General features: G+C 54.4%; 16 protein-coding genes and 1 rRNA gene (1 of these 17 running past the window's edge). 9 read left to right on the plus strand and 8 right to left on the minus strand.

The window, feature by feature from the left end; translation table 11 throughout:
- Window position 1: 1 nt before the first annotated feature.
- On the minus strand, window positions 2-1102 hold the full coding sequence (locus tag M655_RS26365) for a carbohydrate kinase (RefSeq protein ID WP_026558312.1): 1101 nt from the start codon (window positions 1100-1102) through the stop codon (window positions 2-4).
- A gap of 177 nt (window positions 1103-1279) precedes the next feature.
- Between M655_RS26365 and M655_RS26370 the strand changes: the two genes are divergently transcribed.
- The 5 genes from M655_RS26370 (at window position 1280) to M655_RS26390 (ending at window position 4281) form a co-directional block, all read left to right on the plus strand.
- Window positions 1280-1714 carry a MarR family winged helix-turn-helix transcriptional regulator gene (locus M655_RS26370; protein ID WP_005832205.1) on the plus strand — a complete coding sequence of 145 codons (435 nt, stop codon included), beginning with the start codon at window positions 1280-1282 and terminating at the stop codon, window positions 1712-1714.
- A gap of 125 nt (window positions 1715-1839) precedes the next feature.
- Window positions 1840-2466 (plus strand): FMN-dependent NADH-azoreductase, encoded by a 627-nt coding sequence (locus M655_RS26375; protein WP_007782549.1) that lies wholly within the window; start codon window positions 1840-1842, stop codon window positions 2464-2466.
- A 77-nt stretch (window positions 2467-2543) separates the two neighbouring features.
- Window positions 2544-2930, plus strand: a complete 387-nt coding sequence (locus M655_RS26380) for a DoxX family protein (RefSeq protein ID WP_005832202.1) — start codon at window positions 2544-2546, stop codon at window positions 2928-2930.
- 59 nt (window positions 2931-2989) lie between these two features.
- Window positions 2990-3766: a pirin family protein gene (locus tag M655_RS26385; RefSeq protein ID WP_005832200.1), complete on the plus strand. Its 777-nt coding sequence runs from the start codon at window positions 2990-2992 to the stop codon at window positions 3764-3766.
- Between the two features lie 200 nt (window positions 3767-3966).
- Window positions 3967-4281 carry an MFS transporter gene (locus M655_RS26390; protein ID WP_286086041.1) on the plus strand — a complete coding sequence of 105 codons (315 nt, stop codon included), beginning with the start codon at window positions 3967-3969 and terminating at the stop codon, window positions 4279-4281.
- A 174-nt stretch (window positions 4282-4455) separates the two neighbouring features.
- Here M655_RS26390 and scpC read toward each other — a convergent pair whose 3' ends face one another.
- Window positions 4456-5967, minus strand: coding sequence for a succinyl-CoA:acetate CoA-transferase ScpC (gene scpC / locus M655_RS26395; RefSeq protein ID WP_005832198.1), 1512 nt, complete (start codon window positions 5965-5967; stop codon window positions 4456-4458).
- A gap of 150 nt (window positions 5968-6117) precedes the next feature.
- A complete protein-coding gene (locus tag M655_RS26400; protein WP_005832196.1) occupies window positions 6118-6789 on the minus strand; it encodes a LytTR family DNA-binding domain-containing protein in 672 nt (223 codons plus the stop codon).
- Between the two features lie 227 nt (window positions 6790-7016).
- Between M655_RS26400 and M655_RS26405 the strand changes: the two genes are divergently transcribed.
- The 4 genes from M655_RS26405 (at window position 7017) to menC (ending at window position 13081) form a co-directional block, all read left to right on the plus strand.
- Complete coding sequence (locus tag M655_RS26405; RefSeq protein ID WP_005832195.1) at window positions 7017-9038, plus strand: sigma-54 interaction domain-containing protein; 2022 nt, start codon at window positions 7017-7019, stop codon at window positions 9036-9038.
- 180 nt (window positions 9039-9218) lie between these two features.
- Entirely contained in the window at window positions 9219-10637 is a 1419-nt protein-coding gene (locus M655_RS26410) for a YfcC family protein (RefSeq protein ID WP_005832193.1), read from the plus strand.
- 96 nt (window positions 10638-10733) lie between these two features.
- On the plus strand, window positions 10734-11876 hold the full coding sequence (locus M655_RS26415) for a M20 peptidase aminoacylase family protein (protein ID WP_005832192.1): 1143 nt from the start codon (window positions 10734-10736) through the stop codon (window positions 11874-11876).
- A 56-nt stretch (window positions 11877-11932) separates the two neighbouring features.
- On the plus strand, window positions 11933-13081 hold the full coding sequence (gene menC / locus M655_RS26420; protein WP_026558314.1) for an o-succinylbenzoate synthase: 1149 nt from the start codon (window positions 11933-11935) through the stop codon (window positions 13079-13081).
- Between the two features lie 75 nt (window positions 13082-13156).
- Here menC and M655_RS26425 read toward each other — a convergent pair whose 3' ends face one another.
- The 5 genes from M655_RS26425 to M655_RS26445 all read right to left on the minus strand — a co-directional run.
- Window positions 13157-14065 (minus strand): hypothetical protein, encoded by a 909-nt coding sequence (locus M655_RS26425; protein ID WP_025845284.1) that lies wholly within the window; start codon window positions 14063-14065, stop codon window positions 13157-13159.
- Between the two features lie 141 nt (window positions 14066-14206).
- A complete protein-coding gene (locus tag M655_RS26430) occupies window positions 14207-14500 on the minus strand; it encodes a HesB/YadR/YfhF family protein (RefSeq protein WP_005832187.1) in 294 nt (97 codons plus the stop codon).
- Between the two features lie 142 nt (window positions 14501-14642).
- The gene (locus M655_RS26435) at window positions 14643-15932 is read right to left on the minus strand and encodes a sensor histidine kinase (RefSeq protein ID WP_005832186.1); all 1290 of its coding nucleotides are present in this window, start codon (window positions 15930-15932) and stop codon (window positions 14643-14645) included.
- Window positions 15932-16606 carry a response regulator transcription factor gene (locus M655_RS26440; protein WP_005832185.1) on the minus strand — a complete coding sequence of 225 codons (675 nt, stop codon included), beginning with the start codon at window positions 16604-16606 and terminating at the stop codon, window positions 15932-15934. Before M655_RS26440 ends, M655_RS26435 begins: the two co-directional genes overlap by 1 nt.
- Before the next feature lie 307 nt (window positions 16607-16913).
- Window positions 16914-18468, minus strand: a 23S ribosomal RNA gene (locus tag M655_RS26445); it runs 1417 nt beyond the window's last position.

The raw sequence follows: 18468 nt of genomic DNA on the forward strand, positions 1-18468 counted from the left end.
TTTATCGCTCCTTTTCGTATTGTTCAACGGTCAGTTGCAGTTGTTCCGGTTTTAATAAGGGGGAAACGGATTGCTCTGTTTGCAGGGTCAAGGCCGAGGCAGCCAGTCCGAGACGGCAAGCTGTCTGGAACGACTCTCCATTCACGATTCCATACAGCAGGCCGGATGCAAACGCATCTCCCGCCCCTGTCACATCTACCACTTCAGTCGGATACGGCGCCATGTGCTCCGATACGTCCTCCGACTGATAGTAAATGCCCGCTTCGCCCATGGTCACGATGACGTGCTTGACGCCTCGCTCCCTGATTTTGCGGCACGCTTCTGCGCAATCCTCAATCGAGCGGATCGCCATGCCAGCCAGCAGCTCCGCTTCTTCCCGATTGGGCAGGATCGCTTCTACTCCGTCCAATTGCTGTGGGAGCTTTTTCGCTTTTGCAGAAGAGACCGGGTCAACGAAAAGTCGAATGTTCTCCTCCCGGCACCGGCCGATAATGTAGGCCAGGCAATTCCCCGGTATGTTCGTATCAATAAAAATCGCGTGGGCTGCGGCAAGGTGGGACCATTTCTCCGCGAACATTTCCGGCGTGAGCGCGTCGTAAATATCCATGTTGGCCAACGATACGACCATTTCTCCATCTATATCGAGCAGCGCGGTGTACGTCCCTGTGCGCTGCATCGGCAGACGCCACACCTGGCTGATGTCTACGCCGTGCTTTTTCGTCTCCTGCAAAATCCACTCGCCTTCCTTGTCCTCACCGACACTGGTGAAAAGTGACGTATTGCATCCGAGCCTGCCGAGATTCTCCGCAATGTTGCGCGCCACCCCGCCGCACGACTCCATGATCGTGACCGGATTGGAAGAGTGCAGCCGCACCGCTTGCTTGCCGCGCGCTTTCCGGTCGAGGTTCGCTCCGCCGATGCAGGCAATCATGCCTTCGTCGCGCAATATATACGCTCTGCCTTTGATCTCGCCACGCTTGGTCAACTGGGCAATGTACCCGGCAACAGCCGAACGCGAAATCCCGATCAAGTCAGCCAGCTCCTGCTGGGAGATGAACGGATTTTGCCGGATGTGGTGAAGGATCAACATGTCTTTTTCCACGGTCATCCTCCTTTCTTCTGATTAGCATTCACAGCTTCGTTCACAAACAAAAGTCTATCACAAAAACTTTTGTTTTGCAAAGGGATGATTTTCGCCATTTGACAAAGGCAAACGAGATCATGTAGGATTGTCTTAAATTCAAGATATTGAAATTTCGATGGAAAGGAGGGCTTTTTCATGGAGCGAAACAATGCCCTCGACCTGTTTGTCGTCTTGTCGCGATCGTATAACTGGGTGACCGCCCATTCCAATCGTCACATCCGCCAGCACGGTTTGAACCCGACAGAGTTCGGCGTCCTGGAAGTACTCTACCATAAAGGCCCGCAGCCTTTGCAGCAAATTGGCGAAAAGATCCTGATCTCCAGCGGAAATATCACGTACGTTGTGGACAAGCTAGAAAAGAAGCAACTGCTGATTCGCAAGCCCTGTTCGGCCGACCGCCGCGTCATTTACGCCGAGCTGACCGAGAAAGGACACGCCTTTTTGGCAGAGATTTTCCCTCCCCACCAGCAGGCGATTGAAAAAGCGGTCGCAGGACTCACTCCCGAAGAACAGCAGCAAGCCATCGGTTTGTTAAAAAAGTTGGGACGTGCTGCTCAGGATACGTATTAGACTGAGCAGCACCCAACAGGTGCAAAAAAAGTGTTGACAAAACGTTCAGCACATAATAATCTTGAAATCAAGATTTATGCATTTGAAGTTAGATGCTTACGAAAAGAAAGGGGAATAAATTTCTCATGAGTAAAGTACTTTTCATTAAAGCAAATGATCGCCCTGTTGAACAGGCTGTGAGTGTAAAGCTGTACGAGGCTTTCGTCCAATCGTATAAAGAAAACCATCCAAACGACGAAATCGCCGAGTTGGACCTGTTCGCAGAAAACCTTCCTTACTACGGAAACGATCTGCTCACGGCTATGTTCAAGGCAGGCCGCGGCATGGAGCTGACTGCCGAAGAGCAAAAAGGCGCAGAGCTGGTCAACAAATATTTGAACCAATTCGCTGACGCTGACAAAGTGATGATCGCGTTCCCAATGTGGAACTTCACCGTTCCGGCTGTGCTGCACACCTATGTGGACTACCTGTCTCAAGCAGGCAAAACATTCAAATACACCGCGGAAGGCCCTGTAGGACTGATGGGCGACAAAAAAGTGGCGCTGTTGAGCGCACGCGGCGGCGTTTACTCCGAAGGCCCAATGGCAGAAATCGAGCTGGCTAACCGCTACGTTCGCACGGTGCTTGGCTTCTGGGGAATCAGCAATATTACCGAAGTGATCGTAGAAGGTCACAACCAATTCCCTGACAAAGCAGAAGAAATCGTAGCAGCAGGCGTAGAAAAAGCAGCAAAACTGGCGGAAACCTTCTAAGGCCCGCCAGCCTTTCTTGTCCAAATATCTCAAATTTAAAATACTATAATTTAAAACAATTAAGGAGAGATGAAAAAATGATGGATCTTGGTTTGCTGATTATTCGTTTGGTTGTTGGGTTGTCGTTCGCAGGTCACGGTGCGCAAAAGCTGTTTGGCTGGTTTGGCGGTTACGGTCTGAAAGGCACAGGCGGCTGGCTGGAGTCTATCGGGGTGAAGCCTGGTGTGACCATGGCGCTGCTTGCCGGATTGGCTGAACTCGTCGGCGGCTTGCTGTTCGCGGCAGGTGTCGGCACATGGGTTGGCGCTCTGCTCATCGTCTTCACAATGCTTGTTGCGATTGTGAAGGTTCACGGTCAAAATGGATATTGGGTAACGCAAAACGGCTATGAGTACAATCTGACCTTGATCGCGGTCGCTATCGGTGTCGCTTTGATCGGTCCAGGCGCATACGTTTTGTTTTAAGCAACCGCTCGTAAATCCGTACCCGTAAGCCAGCATTCCACCAAGGGAGGACACAACAGATGAAAATCCGCGTCTACACACAAAACGAACAAGCAAAAGGACATTTTGGCGACGGTGAAATCGTAGAAAACAAACCGATTGGCTTCCCTCATGAAGGCTCCGTTGTAAAACGGGTTGGACCGCTTTTTTACTGGGCGTGGGCAAAATCTCTCAAAACGTTCGAGATTCCCCTGCACCCGCATTCCGGCTTTGAAATTTTGTCTTACGTCCTGCAAGGTACAGTCGGCCACCGGGACACGCTGGGCAATTTGCAGCAGGTCACTACGGGCGGTGCGCAGATCATGCAAACAGGCTCAGGCGCTTACCATGCCGAAGAGCTGGGCAAGGATACCGAGATGTTCCAGATCTGGTTTGAGCCGCACCTCGCCAAAACGACCAAAAACCCGCCGACGTACAACCAGTACGACCACGAGCAGTTTCCGACCGAGACGGCGGATGGCGTACGGGTGAAAAACATCATCGGTCCCGCTGCCCCCATCTCGCTCGTGACCGATTCGCTCATGAAAGATATTGCGATTCCCGCAGGCAAAGCTTACTCGCTGCAACTTCCGGCCGGCTACGCCCACGCTGTCGTCGTCGTGGAAGGAAGCGGAAGCGTTGGCGGGCACAGCGAAGCGGGCGAGCCGCCGACCGTCGCACACAAAGGAGATTTTGTCGTAATCTCTGCGGAAGCAGAAACAGCAAGCGTCACTTACCAGGCGCAAGCAGATGCGCCGTTGCGGATCGTGCTCATTCAAGTTCCGCTGGAAGTAGACTACCCGCTCTACCGCAAGTAACCTTGTCTGAAAAACCGCCCTTATGCATGGATAAACCTTGGACCGTCACCTTGTCGTGACGGTCCTTTTCGCCTTTTCTGCCGCCTTCAAAAAATCTTCTCTTCCTCCAGCATCATTTTTTGCTCAAACGGCGCCGTCAGCACGATCAGCGTATAGGAATAGCCTGCTGCTCCATGCGGTCGTCCTGCTTTTTTTTGCCGATGTCGACAAAGCTGTTGGCAGGCTCAATCGTCGCCGTCATGCTCTGGGTAGCTGCCGTGCAAACGACCGTCCCTGCCCAGCAGTATTACTTGATCTCGTTGACCCCGCACTCTTCGCAAGTGGCGCTCAGCATCAATACATCCGTTTTTCAGCTCGGGCTGGCGCTGGGCGCGGGACTTGGCGGCGTCATCGTCAACCATGCGGCAATCTGGCACATAAGCTGGGTCGGCGGTCTGTTCGTGCTCGCGGGCTTCGGCTTTGCCCTGGCTTCGTTTGCCCAGCCAAAAGAGGCGCGAAAGGCGAAAAGCGCGTAAGCAGGTCTGGCAACCGCAGACGCGAAAAAACAGAAATCACTTGCGTTACTCACAACACCCGCTAGAGCAGCAACTGCTCGCGTTCTGGCGGGCGCGCCCGCTTTTTTCAAAGCAAAACCCGCCCAGGCAGCAGCGCCCGAGCGGGTTTGTTTCTATGATGCGGTTCGATACAACTTACACCAGCGCCGGCTTTTGCTCCAGCATGGTTCCTTCCTCGGCGTAGCGCACGTGCCAGGAAAATGCTTTTTCCAGTACGTGCGGAGTGTGCCCGCCGCGAGTGAGCGCTTCTTCGTAGTACGCTTTAAGCTGCTCACGGTACATTGGATGCGCGCAGTTTTCGATGATTTTCAAGGCGCGCTCGCGTGGTGCCAGCCCGCGCAAATCAGCCAGCCCTTGCTCGGTGACGATGATGTCGACGTCGTGCTCCGTATGATCGACATGGGAGGCAAACGGCACGATGCTGGAGATTTTTCCGCCTTTGGCGATCGACTTGGTTACGAAAATGCCCAGACGCGCATTGCGGGCAAAGTCGCCAGATCCGCCGATCCCGTTCATCATCTTGCTGCCCGAAACGTTCGTCGAGTTGACGTTGCCGTAGATGTCCACCTCAATCGCCGTATTGATGGCGATCAGCCCCAGGCGGCGAATGATTTCCGGATGGTTGGTGATCTCCTGCGGACGCAGCAGCAGCTTGTCGCGGTATTTGGCAAAATGTTCGGTGACGTACTGCATTTTGTCAGCCGTCAGCGTGATCGAACAACCGGAAGCAAACGAGATTTTCCCCGCGTCGATCAGGTCAAAGACCGCGTCCTGCAGTACTTCCGAGTAAACGGTCAGATCGGTGAACTCGGAGTCGAGAAAACCGTTGAACACGGCATTGGCGACAGACCCGATACCGGATTGCAGCGGCGCGAGATTTTCCGGCAGCCGTCCCGCCTTGACTTCCTCGCGCAAAAACGCGATCAGATGAGCGGCGATTTCAGCCGTCTCCGCGTCCGGCTCGACGATTGTCGACGGCGAATCCAACTGGTTCGTCAACACAATGCCTTTGATTTTTTCGGGATCGACCACAATGCCCGCTGTTCCTATCCGTTGGTCTACCGCCGTGAGCGGAATCGGCTCGCGCGCTCCCTGGCTCGCTGGCGTGTAAATATCGTGAATGCCCTCCAACTCAGCGGACTGGGCGAGATTCAATTCAATGATGACATGCTTCGCGTAATCGACGAAAATGTTCGAGTTGCCGACAGAAGTGGCGGGAATAATCATGCCGTCCTCTGTGATTGCAACCGCTTCCACAATCGCGTAATCAATCGCACTCATCGCTCCTTGGCGAATCAGCTCGGCGGTGTGGGACAAATGCTGGTCCACGAACATCATGCTGCCGTCGTTAATTTTTTTGCGCATGACCGGATCGGCTTGAAAAGGCAGCCGCTTGTTGACAATGCCCGCCTCCGCCATGACAGCGTCCACGTCTGATCCGAGCGAAGCTCCTGTATATACATTCACGCCAAAAGGCTTGTTGTCTTGTTTGACTCGCTCTGCCAATGCGAGCGGTACAACCTTGGCATCCCCTGCACGAGTGAAACCACTTAACCCGATTGTCATGCCATCCTCGATCCAACTCGCTGCTTCCTCAGCCGTCACGATTTTATCTGCCAATCTTTTATCGCGTAAGCGCTCCCACATCATTGTGACCCCCTATGCCATCTTTTCTTGTTCATACACTAGCACAAGAATTCTGAGCGGGCACTCGATTTTCAACAAAGCAGAATATTTGAGCAGCGAGTTAGCAAAAAAGACAGCGAACCGTTCTCACTGGCAAGGGGCCTGCAAAAGCTAGAAGCCGAGCAGTTGCCGGAACGTGCTGGCATACGTCTGGCTCACGGGAACTCTCGTCTTCTGCTTGTCCTTCATCTCCAGCATGAAAGTCGAATGGAAATGCGGATGGATAAAGCCGATGGACTCCAGATTGACAAAATAAGAGCGATGGCAACGCGCGAACCGCTCAGGCGGAAGCATGTATTCCAGCTCGGACATGCTGTATTTGTTCGGGTACGACCCGCTTGCCGAATGCAGCAGCGTCTTGCCCTCGTGCGAGCTGATGTAAACAATCTCGTGCAGCGGAATCGGCAGCCAGCCATCTTCCCCTTTTCCAATCAAAAACGACAGCCTAGGCTGCGGATTAGCCAGCGGAACGCTTTGCAAAGGATAGATGGCGGTAATACAGCCCATGACCTCTCCCCCGCGGAACAGCGGCAGCGACAAACCGTAGTACGGCACGCCAAAAATGCGGCTCTCCACCTGATGTCCGACTTTTCCTCTCTCCATCAGCGCCTTGTGCGTGGCAGAGCCAATCGGGACCTGGTCGCCCGGGGAGATTTTCAGATCAATGTTTGAGCTTGGCTGATAATACAAGTATTGGGTGCCGTCCGAGATCGCAATCGACACTTCTTCCGGCACAGCTTGGCCAATCATCTGCAGCATTTCTGGAACAATCTTGTTCTCCATGCTGAATCCTCCTGCTCCTCTTCACTCTTTTTCTTTTTTCTCTTTCTTCTATTAAACCACACTTCCCTCCCGGCAGATCAATCCTTGTCTTTCCTGCGCAGACAAGGGAATCCATCCGTTGCGGGACAGCCGTTGTGCTATCATGGTATCAACAGTTTTTTGCGAAAACTTGGCAGCGCCAAGCCATTGGCGAAAGCTTTAGTCTGTACAAAAAAAGGCGGTGCACCATGGACCACACCATTGTCTTGATTGCAAAAGGAACCGACACGCTCGCTTTTCTGCTCAAGGAGCTGCGAGCGTATTTTGAGCCTTATTGCAAGGTCATCGGCTTTGCCAGCCACGAACAAATCCCTGACCTCTCCGGGGTGTCCCACGTCTTCATTACGACCAGGGCGCCTGAGTTGTACACGATCGCCCGTCAGGCCGTCCCCGAAACGGTCCCGATTACCGTGCTGAACCGTTTTTTTGAACTGCGCAAAATAAAGGCGCTGATGCAAATCCCGCCCGGAACGACCGTGCCTGTCATGAACAACTCGCCGGTCACAGCCCAGGAGGTCATCCAAAACTTGCTGGAAGTCAAGATTGACCACCTGAATTACGTCCCTTTTCACCCAGGCAGTACGTTCGAGGAGCGCTTTCGGTATGCGATCATTATGAGCATTCCCGATGTGCCGCTGCCCCCTCACGTGGAAGTCATCGACCTCGGCTTTCGCAAAATCAGCATTCACGATCTGATTGATACCGGGCGCAAGGTGGGCGTCCCGATTGAATGGGAGCGGCAATACCTCTCCGCCTTCATCGTGGAAATGTCCGAGCTGGCCAAAATGCTCGGCACTTCCTACGCCGAAGTGCAAAAGCTCAACAGCCAGCTTCAATCCACCTTTCAGGCGGTGAAGGATCCGGTCATCGCCTGTAATGAGGACGGTCTAATCACGTTCATTAACGATGTCGCCGTCGAGCTGTTCTGTCCGCACGAATCGGTCGTTATCGGCAAGCCTTATACGATCCTCAAGGAACACGGCCTGCTCGCCCCCTTTTTTGAACAGGAGGGGCAGGAGGATGCGCTCATCGCCATCGACCAGCGGCAATTCATCGTCAGCAGCCACAGCATTCGCCGCAGCCATGAGCATCTCGGCTTCGTCTGTACGCTGAAAGACGTGACGGAAATCCAGCGCCTGCGCACCCAGCTCGCCCTGCGCGGCCACACCGCTACCTACTCGTTTGCTGATATAAAAGGCAGCAGCCAGCCGCTCCTGCACGCCATCGAGCTTAGCAAAAAGATGGCGAAAAACAACCAGACGATCCTGCTCACGGGTGAAAACGGGACGGGCAAAGAGCTGTTCGCCCACGCGATCCACCAGCATTCACTGCGCAAAAACGGCCCGTTTGTCGCGATCAACTGCGCCTCCCTGCCGGAAAACTTGCTGGAGAGCGAGCTGTTCGGCTACGAGGACGGAGCCTTCACAGGCGCGCGCAAAGGAGGCAAGCCCGGACTGTTCGAGCAGGCGGATGGCGGCACGATTTTTCTCGACGAGATTGGCGATATCTCCCCCGCGATCCAGGTCAAGCTGCTGCGCGTCCTGCAGGAAAAGCAAGTGATCCGCGTCGGCGGCACAGGGATTTTGTCCGTAGACTGCCGGGTGATCGCTGCCACCAACCGCAATCTGGAGGATGCCGTCCGGGATGGCGCTTTTCGCGAAGACTTGTTTTACCGGCTGGCCGTCCTGCCCATCGAAATCCCGGCGCTGCGCGAGCGAACGAGCGACATTCCGCTGCTGATTGACGATCACTTGAAGCAGCAAGGGATTCGCAAAAGCTGGTCGCCGGAAGTCATGGAGCTGTTGCTCGCCCACGACTGGCGAGGCAACATTCGCGAGCTGAAAAACGTCGTGGACTACGCCATTACGGTAAGCGAGCATCCTGTCATCGGCATTGCCGACCTGCCCAAGCGTTTGACCGAGCGGATATTTCAAAAGCAATCCGCAGCGGCGGCCGTGCCTCTCGAGGATGAGCGGAATCTGGATATTTTGCTCGGACTGTATCAATATTACCTCGCCAACAAACCAGTGGGGCGCTACCAACTGGCGCACACCCCCGTCCTGCAGGCGAACGGCTGGACGGAAAGCGCGCTACGCAACCGCTTGAAACAGCTTGAGCAGCTTGGACTGGTGCGCTCAGGCACAACCCGTCAAGGAACCTCGATCACCCGTGACGGCATCGAAATGTTGAGGAAATATGGAAAAATATAGTGCAAGGCAAATGAATATTAGGTTGTATTAGGACGAATAAATCCTAATAAACATTCCTAAAGAGTGCGTTTTCGTTTGGACGCTGCCACCCTCCGTCCAATGAAAACGCCTTTTTTCGCGAAATTTCGACAGTTGGCACGCCACTTGCTTATAGAAAAGGCAAAAAAGCGAGGTGACCTCATGGCTACAAAACATTCTTCTCCAGCAGCGCCAGCCAAAAAACGTTTTTCCGTCCCGCACACTTATGCCATTCTCTTTATCATCATCATTTTGGCAGCGCTTGCTTCCTACGTGCTTCCGACAGGCGAGTTCGAACGCATCAAGGACGACGCCTCGGGCAGAACCATCGTGGTAAACGGCAGCTATCACGCTGTCGAGAGCAGCCCTGTCGGCTTTTTCGACATGTTCAAAGCAATTCCTGAAGGGATGCAAAAAGGCTCGCAAATCATCTTTTACATCTTCATCGTCAGCGGCGTTTTCGGAATCATCCGCCAGACGGGGGCCATTGAGGCGGGCATCAACAAAGGCGTCCGCTATCTGGAAGGCAGGGAAAAGCTCCTGATCCCCGCATCCATGTTCCTCTTCTCCATCGGCGGCTTCACGATGGGGATGGCGGAAGAAAGCATTATTTTCGTGCCAATCGGCATCGCTCTCGCCCGCGCAATGGGCTTTGACGCCGTAACAGGTACCGCCATGATTACGATGGGGGCAGCGGCCGGCTTCATGGGCGGCATGCTCAATCCGTTCACGGTAGGGGTCGCCCAGTCTTTGGCGCAGTTGCCGCTCTTCTCCGGTCTGACCTTCCGCGCTATCGTGTACGTCTTTGTCCTCGGCTTTGCCATCTGGTACGTCATGCGCTACGCCTACCGGGTGAAGGCAGACCCGACCAAGAGCGTCATTTACGCGATCGAGCAAAAGGAAAGCGACGAACAAGTCGCCGTCGAAATTCCCGATCTCAACGGACGCCACAAGCTGGTCTTTCTGGTCATGGTCTGTGGACTCTCCTTCAACGTCTACGGCGTGTTCGAGTACGAATGGTTCCTGACCGAGCTTACCGCTTCCTTTTTAATCATGGGACTGGTTGCCGGGCTTGTCGGCGGGCTGAATGTAAACAAGCTGTTTGACTCCTTTGTCGCTGGCGCCAAAGCCGTTACCTTCGGCGCCCTGATCGTCGGCTTCGCCCGGGCGATCACCGTCGTGCTGGAAGAAGGAAAAATTATCGACACGATGATTTACGCGCTGACTTCCGCCATCGGCCATTTGCCGGATGCCATCAACGTGCTGGCCATGTTCCTGATTCAAGCGGTGTTGAACCTGTTCATTTCGTCCGGCAGCGGCCAAGCGGCGACAACGATGCCGATCATGGTGCCAATCGCCGACCTGCTGGGCATTTCCCGTCAGGTCGCCGTCCTTGCCTTCCAGTACGGGGATGCGGTGACGAACTCGATCATTCCGACTTCTTCTGCCTTGATGGGCTATCTGGCTGTCGCTGGCATTCCGTATGAAAAATGGGTCAAGTTCATTTGGAAGCTGCTTCTCGGCTGGGCCGTCATCGCCGCCATCGCCCTGATCGTCGCTGTAACCATCGGCGTTTCCTAGAGCTAAAGACGACGCACACCTTTTTCAAAACAAGCTGGCTTGCGTCGCATGCACCCCGCTGTGGCGCAGCCCCAGCCGCAAACCTGTGGAGGAACCATGCGCACAACAATCAAACAATTGCAGCCCGCCATTTTTTCTCTGTACGAGCATTTGCATCGACATCCGGAGGTTAGCTGGCAGGAAGTAGAAACGACCGCTTATATCGCCCGTTTTTTGCAGGAGCGTCATTGCCGGGTCACGACGTTTGACGACGTAACCGGAGTGGTGGCGGAATGGGGAGACTTGACCCCGGGAGGATTGACGGTCGGCGTGCGGGCAGATATGGATGCGCTCTGGCAGGAGGTAAACGGCGTCTTCCAGGCGAACCACTCTTGCGGGCACGATGCCCATATGACGATGGTGCTGGGCGTCCTCATGGTGTTGCAGGCGCAAAACATCCAGCTCCCCGGCCGCCTCAAGCTGATTTTCCAGCCGGCGGAGGAAAGCGGAAACGGCGCTTTGGCTATGGTAAAAAAACAAGTGGTCGACGACATCGACTATTTGTACGGCGTCCATCTGCGCCCGGTTCAGGAGATTCCGCGCGGCACGGCTGCCTCTGCCATCATGCACGGCGCGGCAGGCACCATTTTCGGGCAAATCAAGGGAGACGATGCCCACGGGGCGCGCCCGCACCTTGGCGTCAATGCCATCGAGGTGGCAGCGGCGATCGTCGAGCAACTCAAAGGGATTCACCTCGATCCGCTCGTCCCTTATTCCGTGAAAATGACGCAGCTTTCTGCGGGCAGCAAGAGCAGCAACATCATTCCCGGCTCGGCCCAGTTCCACCTGGACTTGCGCGCCCAGACGAACCTTGTCATCGACGCGCTGTTTTCCAGAGTCGAGCACATTTTGCAGCACGTCGCCCAGCTTTATGAGGTAGACTTGTCCTATGACATCACCGAGCGGGTGTACGCCGCCGAAGTCCACGAAGAGGCGCGGCAAATCATGGCCGAGGCGATTGTGCAGACGCTCGGCGCAGACCGTCTGGAAGCGCCGATTCAGACGCCAGGCGCGGAAGATTTTCACTATTACACCAAGGAGCGCCCTCACCTGCGCGCGACGATGCTGGGACTGGGCTGCGGCCTCGCACCCGGCCTGCACCATCCGCAGATGACATTTGACAAAGAAGCGCTGCTGGATGGGATCGAGATTTTGGCCCGTACAGTACTCACCACGTTTGAGCGGCACGCTGGCAAGTAAATCCGCCTGTGCGCCGCCATCGCTCATACGAATCCCAAGTCTGAGGAGAGATGGTCATGAAAATCGAACGCGTCGATCTGCAAAGAATCAAAATACCGTTGACAGCCCCTTTTGTCACCAGCATGGGCTTGGAGACGCACAAGGAATGTATTCTCGTCCGCGCCTACAGCGGAACACATGTCGGCTTCGGCGAGAGCGTCGCGATGGACGTTCCGGTCTACAACGAGGAGGATGTCGATACGGTATGGTATATGCTGGAAAAATATTTGATTCCACAACTTTTTTCCCGTGAAATCGAGCACCCTGATGAAGTATCGCAAATCTTTTCCTGGATGCGCCGCAACCAGATGGCGAAGTCAGCGTTGGAAGGCGCGGTTTGGGACCTGTATGCGAAAATGAACGGCATGTCCCTCTCCCGGGCACTTGGCGGAACCCGGACGACGATTGACGTAGGGGTCAGCATCGGCATCGAGCCGACGATCGAGAAGCTGCTTGCACGCGTAGACAGCTTTATCCGCGACGGCTACAAAAAAATCAAGGTCAAGATCAAACCGGGCTTTGACGTAGAGCCGATCCGGGCGATCCGTCACACCTTTGGTCCGGACGTTCCGCTGATGGCCGATGCCAACTCCGCCTATACGCTGGCAGACATCGACATGCTGAAGCAACTGGACGACTTCGGGCTGATTATGATCGAGCAGCCGTTGGGGCACGACGACATCATCGACCATGCGACATTGCAAAGAGAACTGAAAACGCCGATCTGCCTCGACGAGTCGATCCATACGGTGGAGGATGCGCGCAAAGCGATTGAACTGGGAAGCTGCCGCATCATCAACATCAAGATCGGGCGTGTCGGCGGCCTGACCGATGCCAGGAAGCTCCATGACCTGTGCGCGGCAAAAGGCGTTCCCGTCTGGTGCGGCGGCATGCAGGAAGTCGGCATCGGCCGCGCGCACAACATCGCCATCGCTTCGCTGGCCAATTTCACCATCCCGGGCGACACGTCCCCTTCGCACCGCTATTTTACAGAGGATGTAGTGACGCCGATGATCGATTTCGTTTCGCCGGGCGTACTGGCCGTTCCAACCGGAGCCGGCATTGGTTATACAATCAATGAAGCCGCCATTCTCCGCGCACTCGTTCAGCACAAGAGCTACTTTGCGAATCAAGAATCTACCACTACCGTCATTCCGAACTGGTAGGCCACATAGCCACAGGCAAAACAGGGAGCGCTACAGCAGCCTCCCTGTTTTTTTAACGCCCGTCTGCTCGTCTGTCTACTCCATCGTCGTCAACAGCTTGCACAGATTGCGTTCGGCATCCGGCCGCTCCCCGGCAGGCAGTCTTCCGAGCAGATCAAGCGCCGCATAAGGAAGCTTCAGCGCATGCGGGTCGCTGTACGTTTTTTCCCAGTATGCAGGCGAAAAAATGTACGCAAACGCAGGCTCCTTCACCTCATCCGCCAAAACAAACTCCGGCATCTGCCGATTGAGGTAAGTCTGAATCCGGTGGTTCACGATGCCTGCCTGCACCAACTCCCCGTATCCGAAGCGCTCCAGGTCCGTCAAAGCTTGCGCGTGCGTCACGCTGTGGACGACCTCGCCTGCAAAGTGGTAGCGCTGCCCGTCGATCACTCGCCCCGGCACGACGGTATGCAGCTCGGCAAACGTCCTTCGCGCCATCTCCTCGGTTGTGTCGTACGGAGCCACTTCCTCCGCCACATCCGCAGTTGTGACGGCAAAATAGCTGTCGATGCCCCAATAGCGCGTCGGTCTGTCTTCTGTCGTCTTTTTCAGCATTTCGACCAATCCGGCGACCACGCTCGGACGAACCAGATCGGGCCGATCCCGCAACGCCTTCAATGCCAGCACGCCCAATGCCAGCCCATGCCCGGATGTCCGCAGTTGCTTCACATTTTGCGTCAGTCCGTCAACGACCTGCTGCAGCAAAGCCGGATCAGCCTGTTCCTCTTGACCCAGCGGCGCAAACCATTCCGGCTGCAAGCGCCGAAACGCCTCACAGGTTCGCTCAATTCCTGCTTTTACATGCTCAGGCAGCTCATGCTCGCGATCCATGTAGTAGCCCGCCAACAAAGCCGCACCGTAATGCCCTCCAAACCAGCCTGCCTGCGCGGCCCGCGCCATTCCCACTACGCCAAGCTCCAAATACGAATCGAGTAACCGCATGCTCCATCCTCCTTTTTCCAATCGGGTATAGATTCATAATATAATAAATATTTTTGTTTGTTAAGTATAAAAATAAAATGACTCCTGCCTCGGGAGTCATTTCGGTATCGTTTGTATCAGATTGAGCGATTCGCTGCTTGCTCACGCTTCATCCAGTTTGAAATCCACTTCATCCGTCGCCGGTCGGTAGTCGACGATCAGTCCATTTCCATTCATATACCACAGCTCATCCTGCTCCATGTAAAAGGTAATGCCGTCTACTACCGCAGAAAGCCCGACTTCGTTCGGCTGCTCTTTGGCAATCCCCATGGAAAACGAATCCTGCACCGTGCTCACGCCTCCATAGCGGACAAAAAAGCGGACGCTGTCGCCTTCCTTGCATCCCCACTCTTCCTTGAACCACGCTACCGCCGGGGCCGTTACTGTCAGTTTCATCGCTCGTCACTCCTCTCTTCCCTTGTAGTTTACCTGACTTTCTAAATATGTAAAGCAAAAAAGTATATTATTCGCACTCGCCCCATGCGGCGGAACGGAAAAGAAAGACCGCTTTCCTTTTCGGAAAAGCGGTCTTCTGCTGTTACTTCAATGGAAGTGTAACCAAAAAACTCGTTCCTATGCCTTCTTCGCTGCTTACCGTAATTTTGCCGTGATGGGCGTCCACGATCCACTTGGCGATGGACAGGCCGAGCCCAGTTCCTTCCGTCGCACGCGAACGCATTTTGTCCACCCGGAAAAAACGATCAAACAGGAATGGAATGTTCTCCTTGGAAATGCCGATCCCGCTGTCCTTCACCAGAATGGCGACGCGGTTTCCTTCTTTTTTGCACGAAACAAAAATGGTGCCGCCTTTGTTCGTGTACTTGAGAGCGTTGTCCAGCAAAATGACCATGAGCTGGTGCAGGCGCTCCTCGTCCCCGACGATCTCCAGCGGCTCCTCAATCGCTGTCTCCAGGCTGATTTCCTTCACGATGGCGAGCTGGGAAAATACTTGCGTGCATTTCTGCACCATCTCATCCAGCCGAAATTTTCTGCTCATAATCTGCAGTTCATTGGAGTCGCTGCGGGCGAGCGTCAACAGGTCGGCTACCAGCTTGCTCAACCGCTTCGCCTCCTGCATGCCGATCATGATTTTTTCGCTTTCCTGCTCGATGGTATGATCGGGATGGCGGAACAGCCGCTCCAGATTGACCATGATCGCTGTCAACGGCGTGCGCAACTCGTGCGAGGCATCTGCAATAAACTGCTGCTGCTTTTCCCACGATACCTGGATCGGGATGAGGGCGCGTCTCGCCAAAAACCAGCCGACGATGATCGCAATGACAATGCTCACTATATCGCCAATGACCACGACGTACAACAGGCTGCTCAGCATGTTCTGCTCGGGCGCCAGATTGTAAATCAACTGAAACTGGTAGGCTACTTGCAAGTGATCGCCCACGACGACTTTTTTCGGCACGGTGACCGTCTGTACCCGATATACCTGTCCTTTGATCGTCACGGTTTCGATGCCGTCCGGCTTGCCGATATGGAAAAAGTTCGGCAACTCCTCCGGCTCCAGACGCTCGCCAAAAGCCGTTCCGATCACCCGGCCAAAGCTATCCCAGACCAGCAGGGCGTACCTGCGATCGAGATCCATGTACTTTTTTCGCTCCAGGCGATTGTAAGGAAAAGGATCATCGTTAATCCGCTGCAAGCGAGGCAGAGGGTCTACCGTAAGCCGCTGACTCACCTTCTCCAGCTCGCGGTCTACTTGCGAGTACAGCCGATACTTCATCGTATAGTAAACGGCACTCCCCAACGCATTGAGCAGCAGAAATACCACGATGACATTCAGTGTCACCAGGCGAATCCGCGTTTTTCGAAACATTACCGTTCTTCCTTTTTCAAAATGTAGCCCACGTTGCGGATCGTGCGAATGTAGCTTTCGTAAGCTCCCAGCTTTTTGCGCAAATAATGGACGTACAGATCGACTACTCCGTAATTCGCCTCTGAGTCGATGCCCCATACGCGGTCAAAAATTTGCTGGCGCGTCAGGATTTGCTCCCGATTTTGCAGAAAATATTTGAGCAGCTCGTATTCCTTCGTGGTCAGCTTCATCGGCTCGTCATCCACAAAGCCGTCGTATTCATTTACCTTTAACGAAATCGGGCCGTATGCCATTTCGCCTTCTGTGCCGGTCTTTCCGTTGCGCCGCAGCAAGGCTCGCACTCTTGCCGTCAACTCTTCTGCGGCAAAAGGCTTGACCAGATAATCATCGGCTCCCGCATCCAGTCCCTCGACTCTCGCCTTGACGCTGTCCTTTGCCGTCAAGAACAGAACAGGGGTCATCATTCCTTTGGCACGAAGCGTTTTAACCAGAGTCAGGCCATCCATGCCCGGCATCATGATGTCGAGTACAAGCAAATCATAAATGCCTCGCTGCGCCAGCAGCAAGCCATCATCTCCCCGATCAGCCGTATCCACTTGATAGCCTTCATCGCTCAAAACGCCAGCAATAGTCTGTAGCAGGGCTTGTTCATCTTCGACTGCAAGAATCAGCATGTATATCCCCTTTCATCTATAACAGCTAGCTGTTGTTGTTCATATGCTTCTTCTTTTCCAGCATGAATCGTTATTTCATCCAGCATAGCATAAACGACCGGAATCACAATGCTTGCGAGTAGACAGACACTTTCATTAGAGCATTCGTTCTTTTGAATGAGATTTGAGAGCCAAAAGCAGAGCGTCGTTGTCTTGTTGCCTGATCTATGCAAAAAAGCTGTATTCCCGATTACTTTTGTGAGTAATGGAGAATACAGCTTTTTTCTCATTCCTTCAAAACTGAATACGCATGTTTGCTAAGAGATGTGTGGATAAGTCCTCGACCGATTAGTATTCGTCAGCTCCACGCGTTGCCGCGCTTCCACACCGAACCTATCAACCTCATCGTCTATGAGGGGTCTTACCAGCTTAACGCTGTGGGAAATCTCATCTTAAGGGGGGCTTCACGCTTAGATGCTTTCAGCGCTTATCCCTTCCATACATAGCTACCCAGCCGTGCTTCTGGCGAAACAACTGGTGCACCAGCGGTATGTCCACCCCGGTCCTCTCGTACTAAGGGCAGCTCCTTTCAAATTTCCTACGCCCGCGACAGATAGGGACCGAACTGTCTCACGACGTTCTGAACCCAGCTCGCGTACCGCTTTAATGGGCGAACAGCCCAACCCTTGGGACCTACTTCAGCCCCAGGATGCGATGAGCCGACATCGAGGTGCCAAACCTCCCCGTCGATGTGGACTCTTGGGGGAGATAAGCCTGTTATCCCCAGGGTAGCTTTTATCCGTTGAGCGATGGCCCTTCCATGCGGAACCACCGGATCACTAAGCCCGACTTTCGTCCCTGCTCGACTTGTAGGTCTCGCAGTCAAGCTCCCTTCTGCCTTTACACTCTACGAATGATTTCCGACCATTCTGAGGGAACCTTTGGGCGCCTCCGTTACCTTTTAGGAGGCGACCGCCCCAGTCAAACTGCCCACCTGGCATGGTCCTCTCGCCCGATGAGGGCGACGAGTTAGAAACTCCGTACATCAAGGGTGGTATCCCACCGACAGCTCCACAGAGGCTGGCGCCCCTGCTTCTCAGCTTCCCACCTATCCTGTACATGATGCACAAAGTTCCAATACCAGGCTACAGTAAAGCTCCATGGGGTCTTTCCGTCTTGTCGCGGGTAACCTGCATCTTCACAGGTATTATGATTTCACCGGGTCTCTTGCCGAGACAGCGCCCAAGTCGTTACGCCTTTCGTGCGGGTCGGAACTTACCCGACAAGGAATTTCGCTACCTTAGGACCGTTATAGTTACGGCCGCCGTTTACTGGGGCTTCGGTTCAAAGCTTCGCTTGCGCTAACTCATCCCCTTAACCTTCCAGCACCGGGCAGGCGTCAGCCCCTATACTTCGCCTTGCGGCTTCGCAGAGACCTGTGTTTTTGCTAAACAGTCGCTTGGGCCTTTTCACTGCGGCCCCCTCGGGCTCAGCCCGCCCAACGCAAGCTTACGCTCACGTTGGGCGGGGACCCTCACCCTACCGGGGCGCCCCTTCTCCCGAAGTTACGGGGCCATTTTGCCGAGTTCCTTAGCAAGAGTTATCCCGCGCACCTTAGGATTCTCTCCTCGCCTACCTGTGTCGGTTTGCGGTACGGGCACCTTGTTCCTCGCTAGACGCTTTTCTTGGCAGTGTGAAATCAGGGACTTCGGTACTAAAATTTCCCTCGCCATCACAGCTTGCCCTTAGCGGCGTGCGGATTTGCCTACACACCAGGCTTACTGCTTGGACGGCCATCCAGTAGGCCGCTCACCCTATCCTCCTGCGTCACGCCACTCACTCAAACGGAACAGAGGTGGTACAGGAATATCAACCTGTTGTCC

The organism is Brevibacillus sp. NSP2.1 (assembly GCF_000470975.2).
Lineage (GTDB): Bacteria > Bacillota > Bacilli > Brevibacillales > Brevibacillaceae > Brevibacillus > Brevibacillus agri.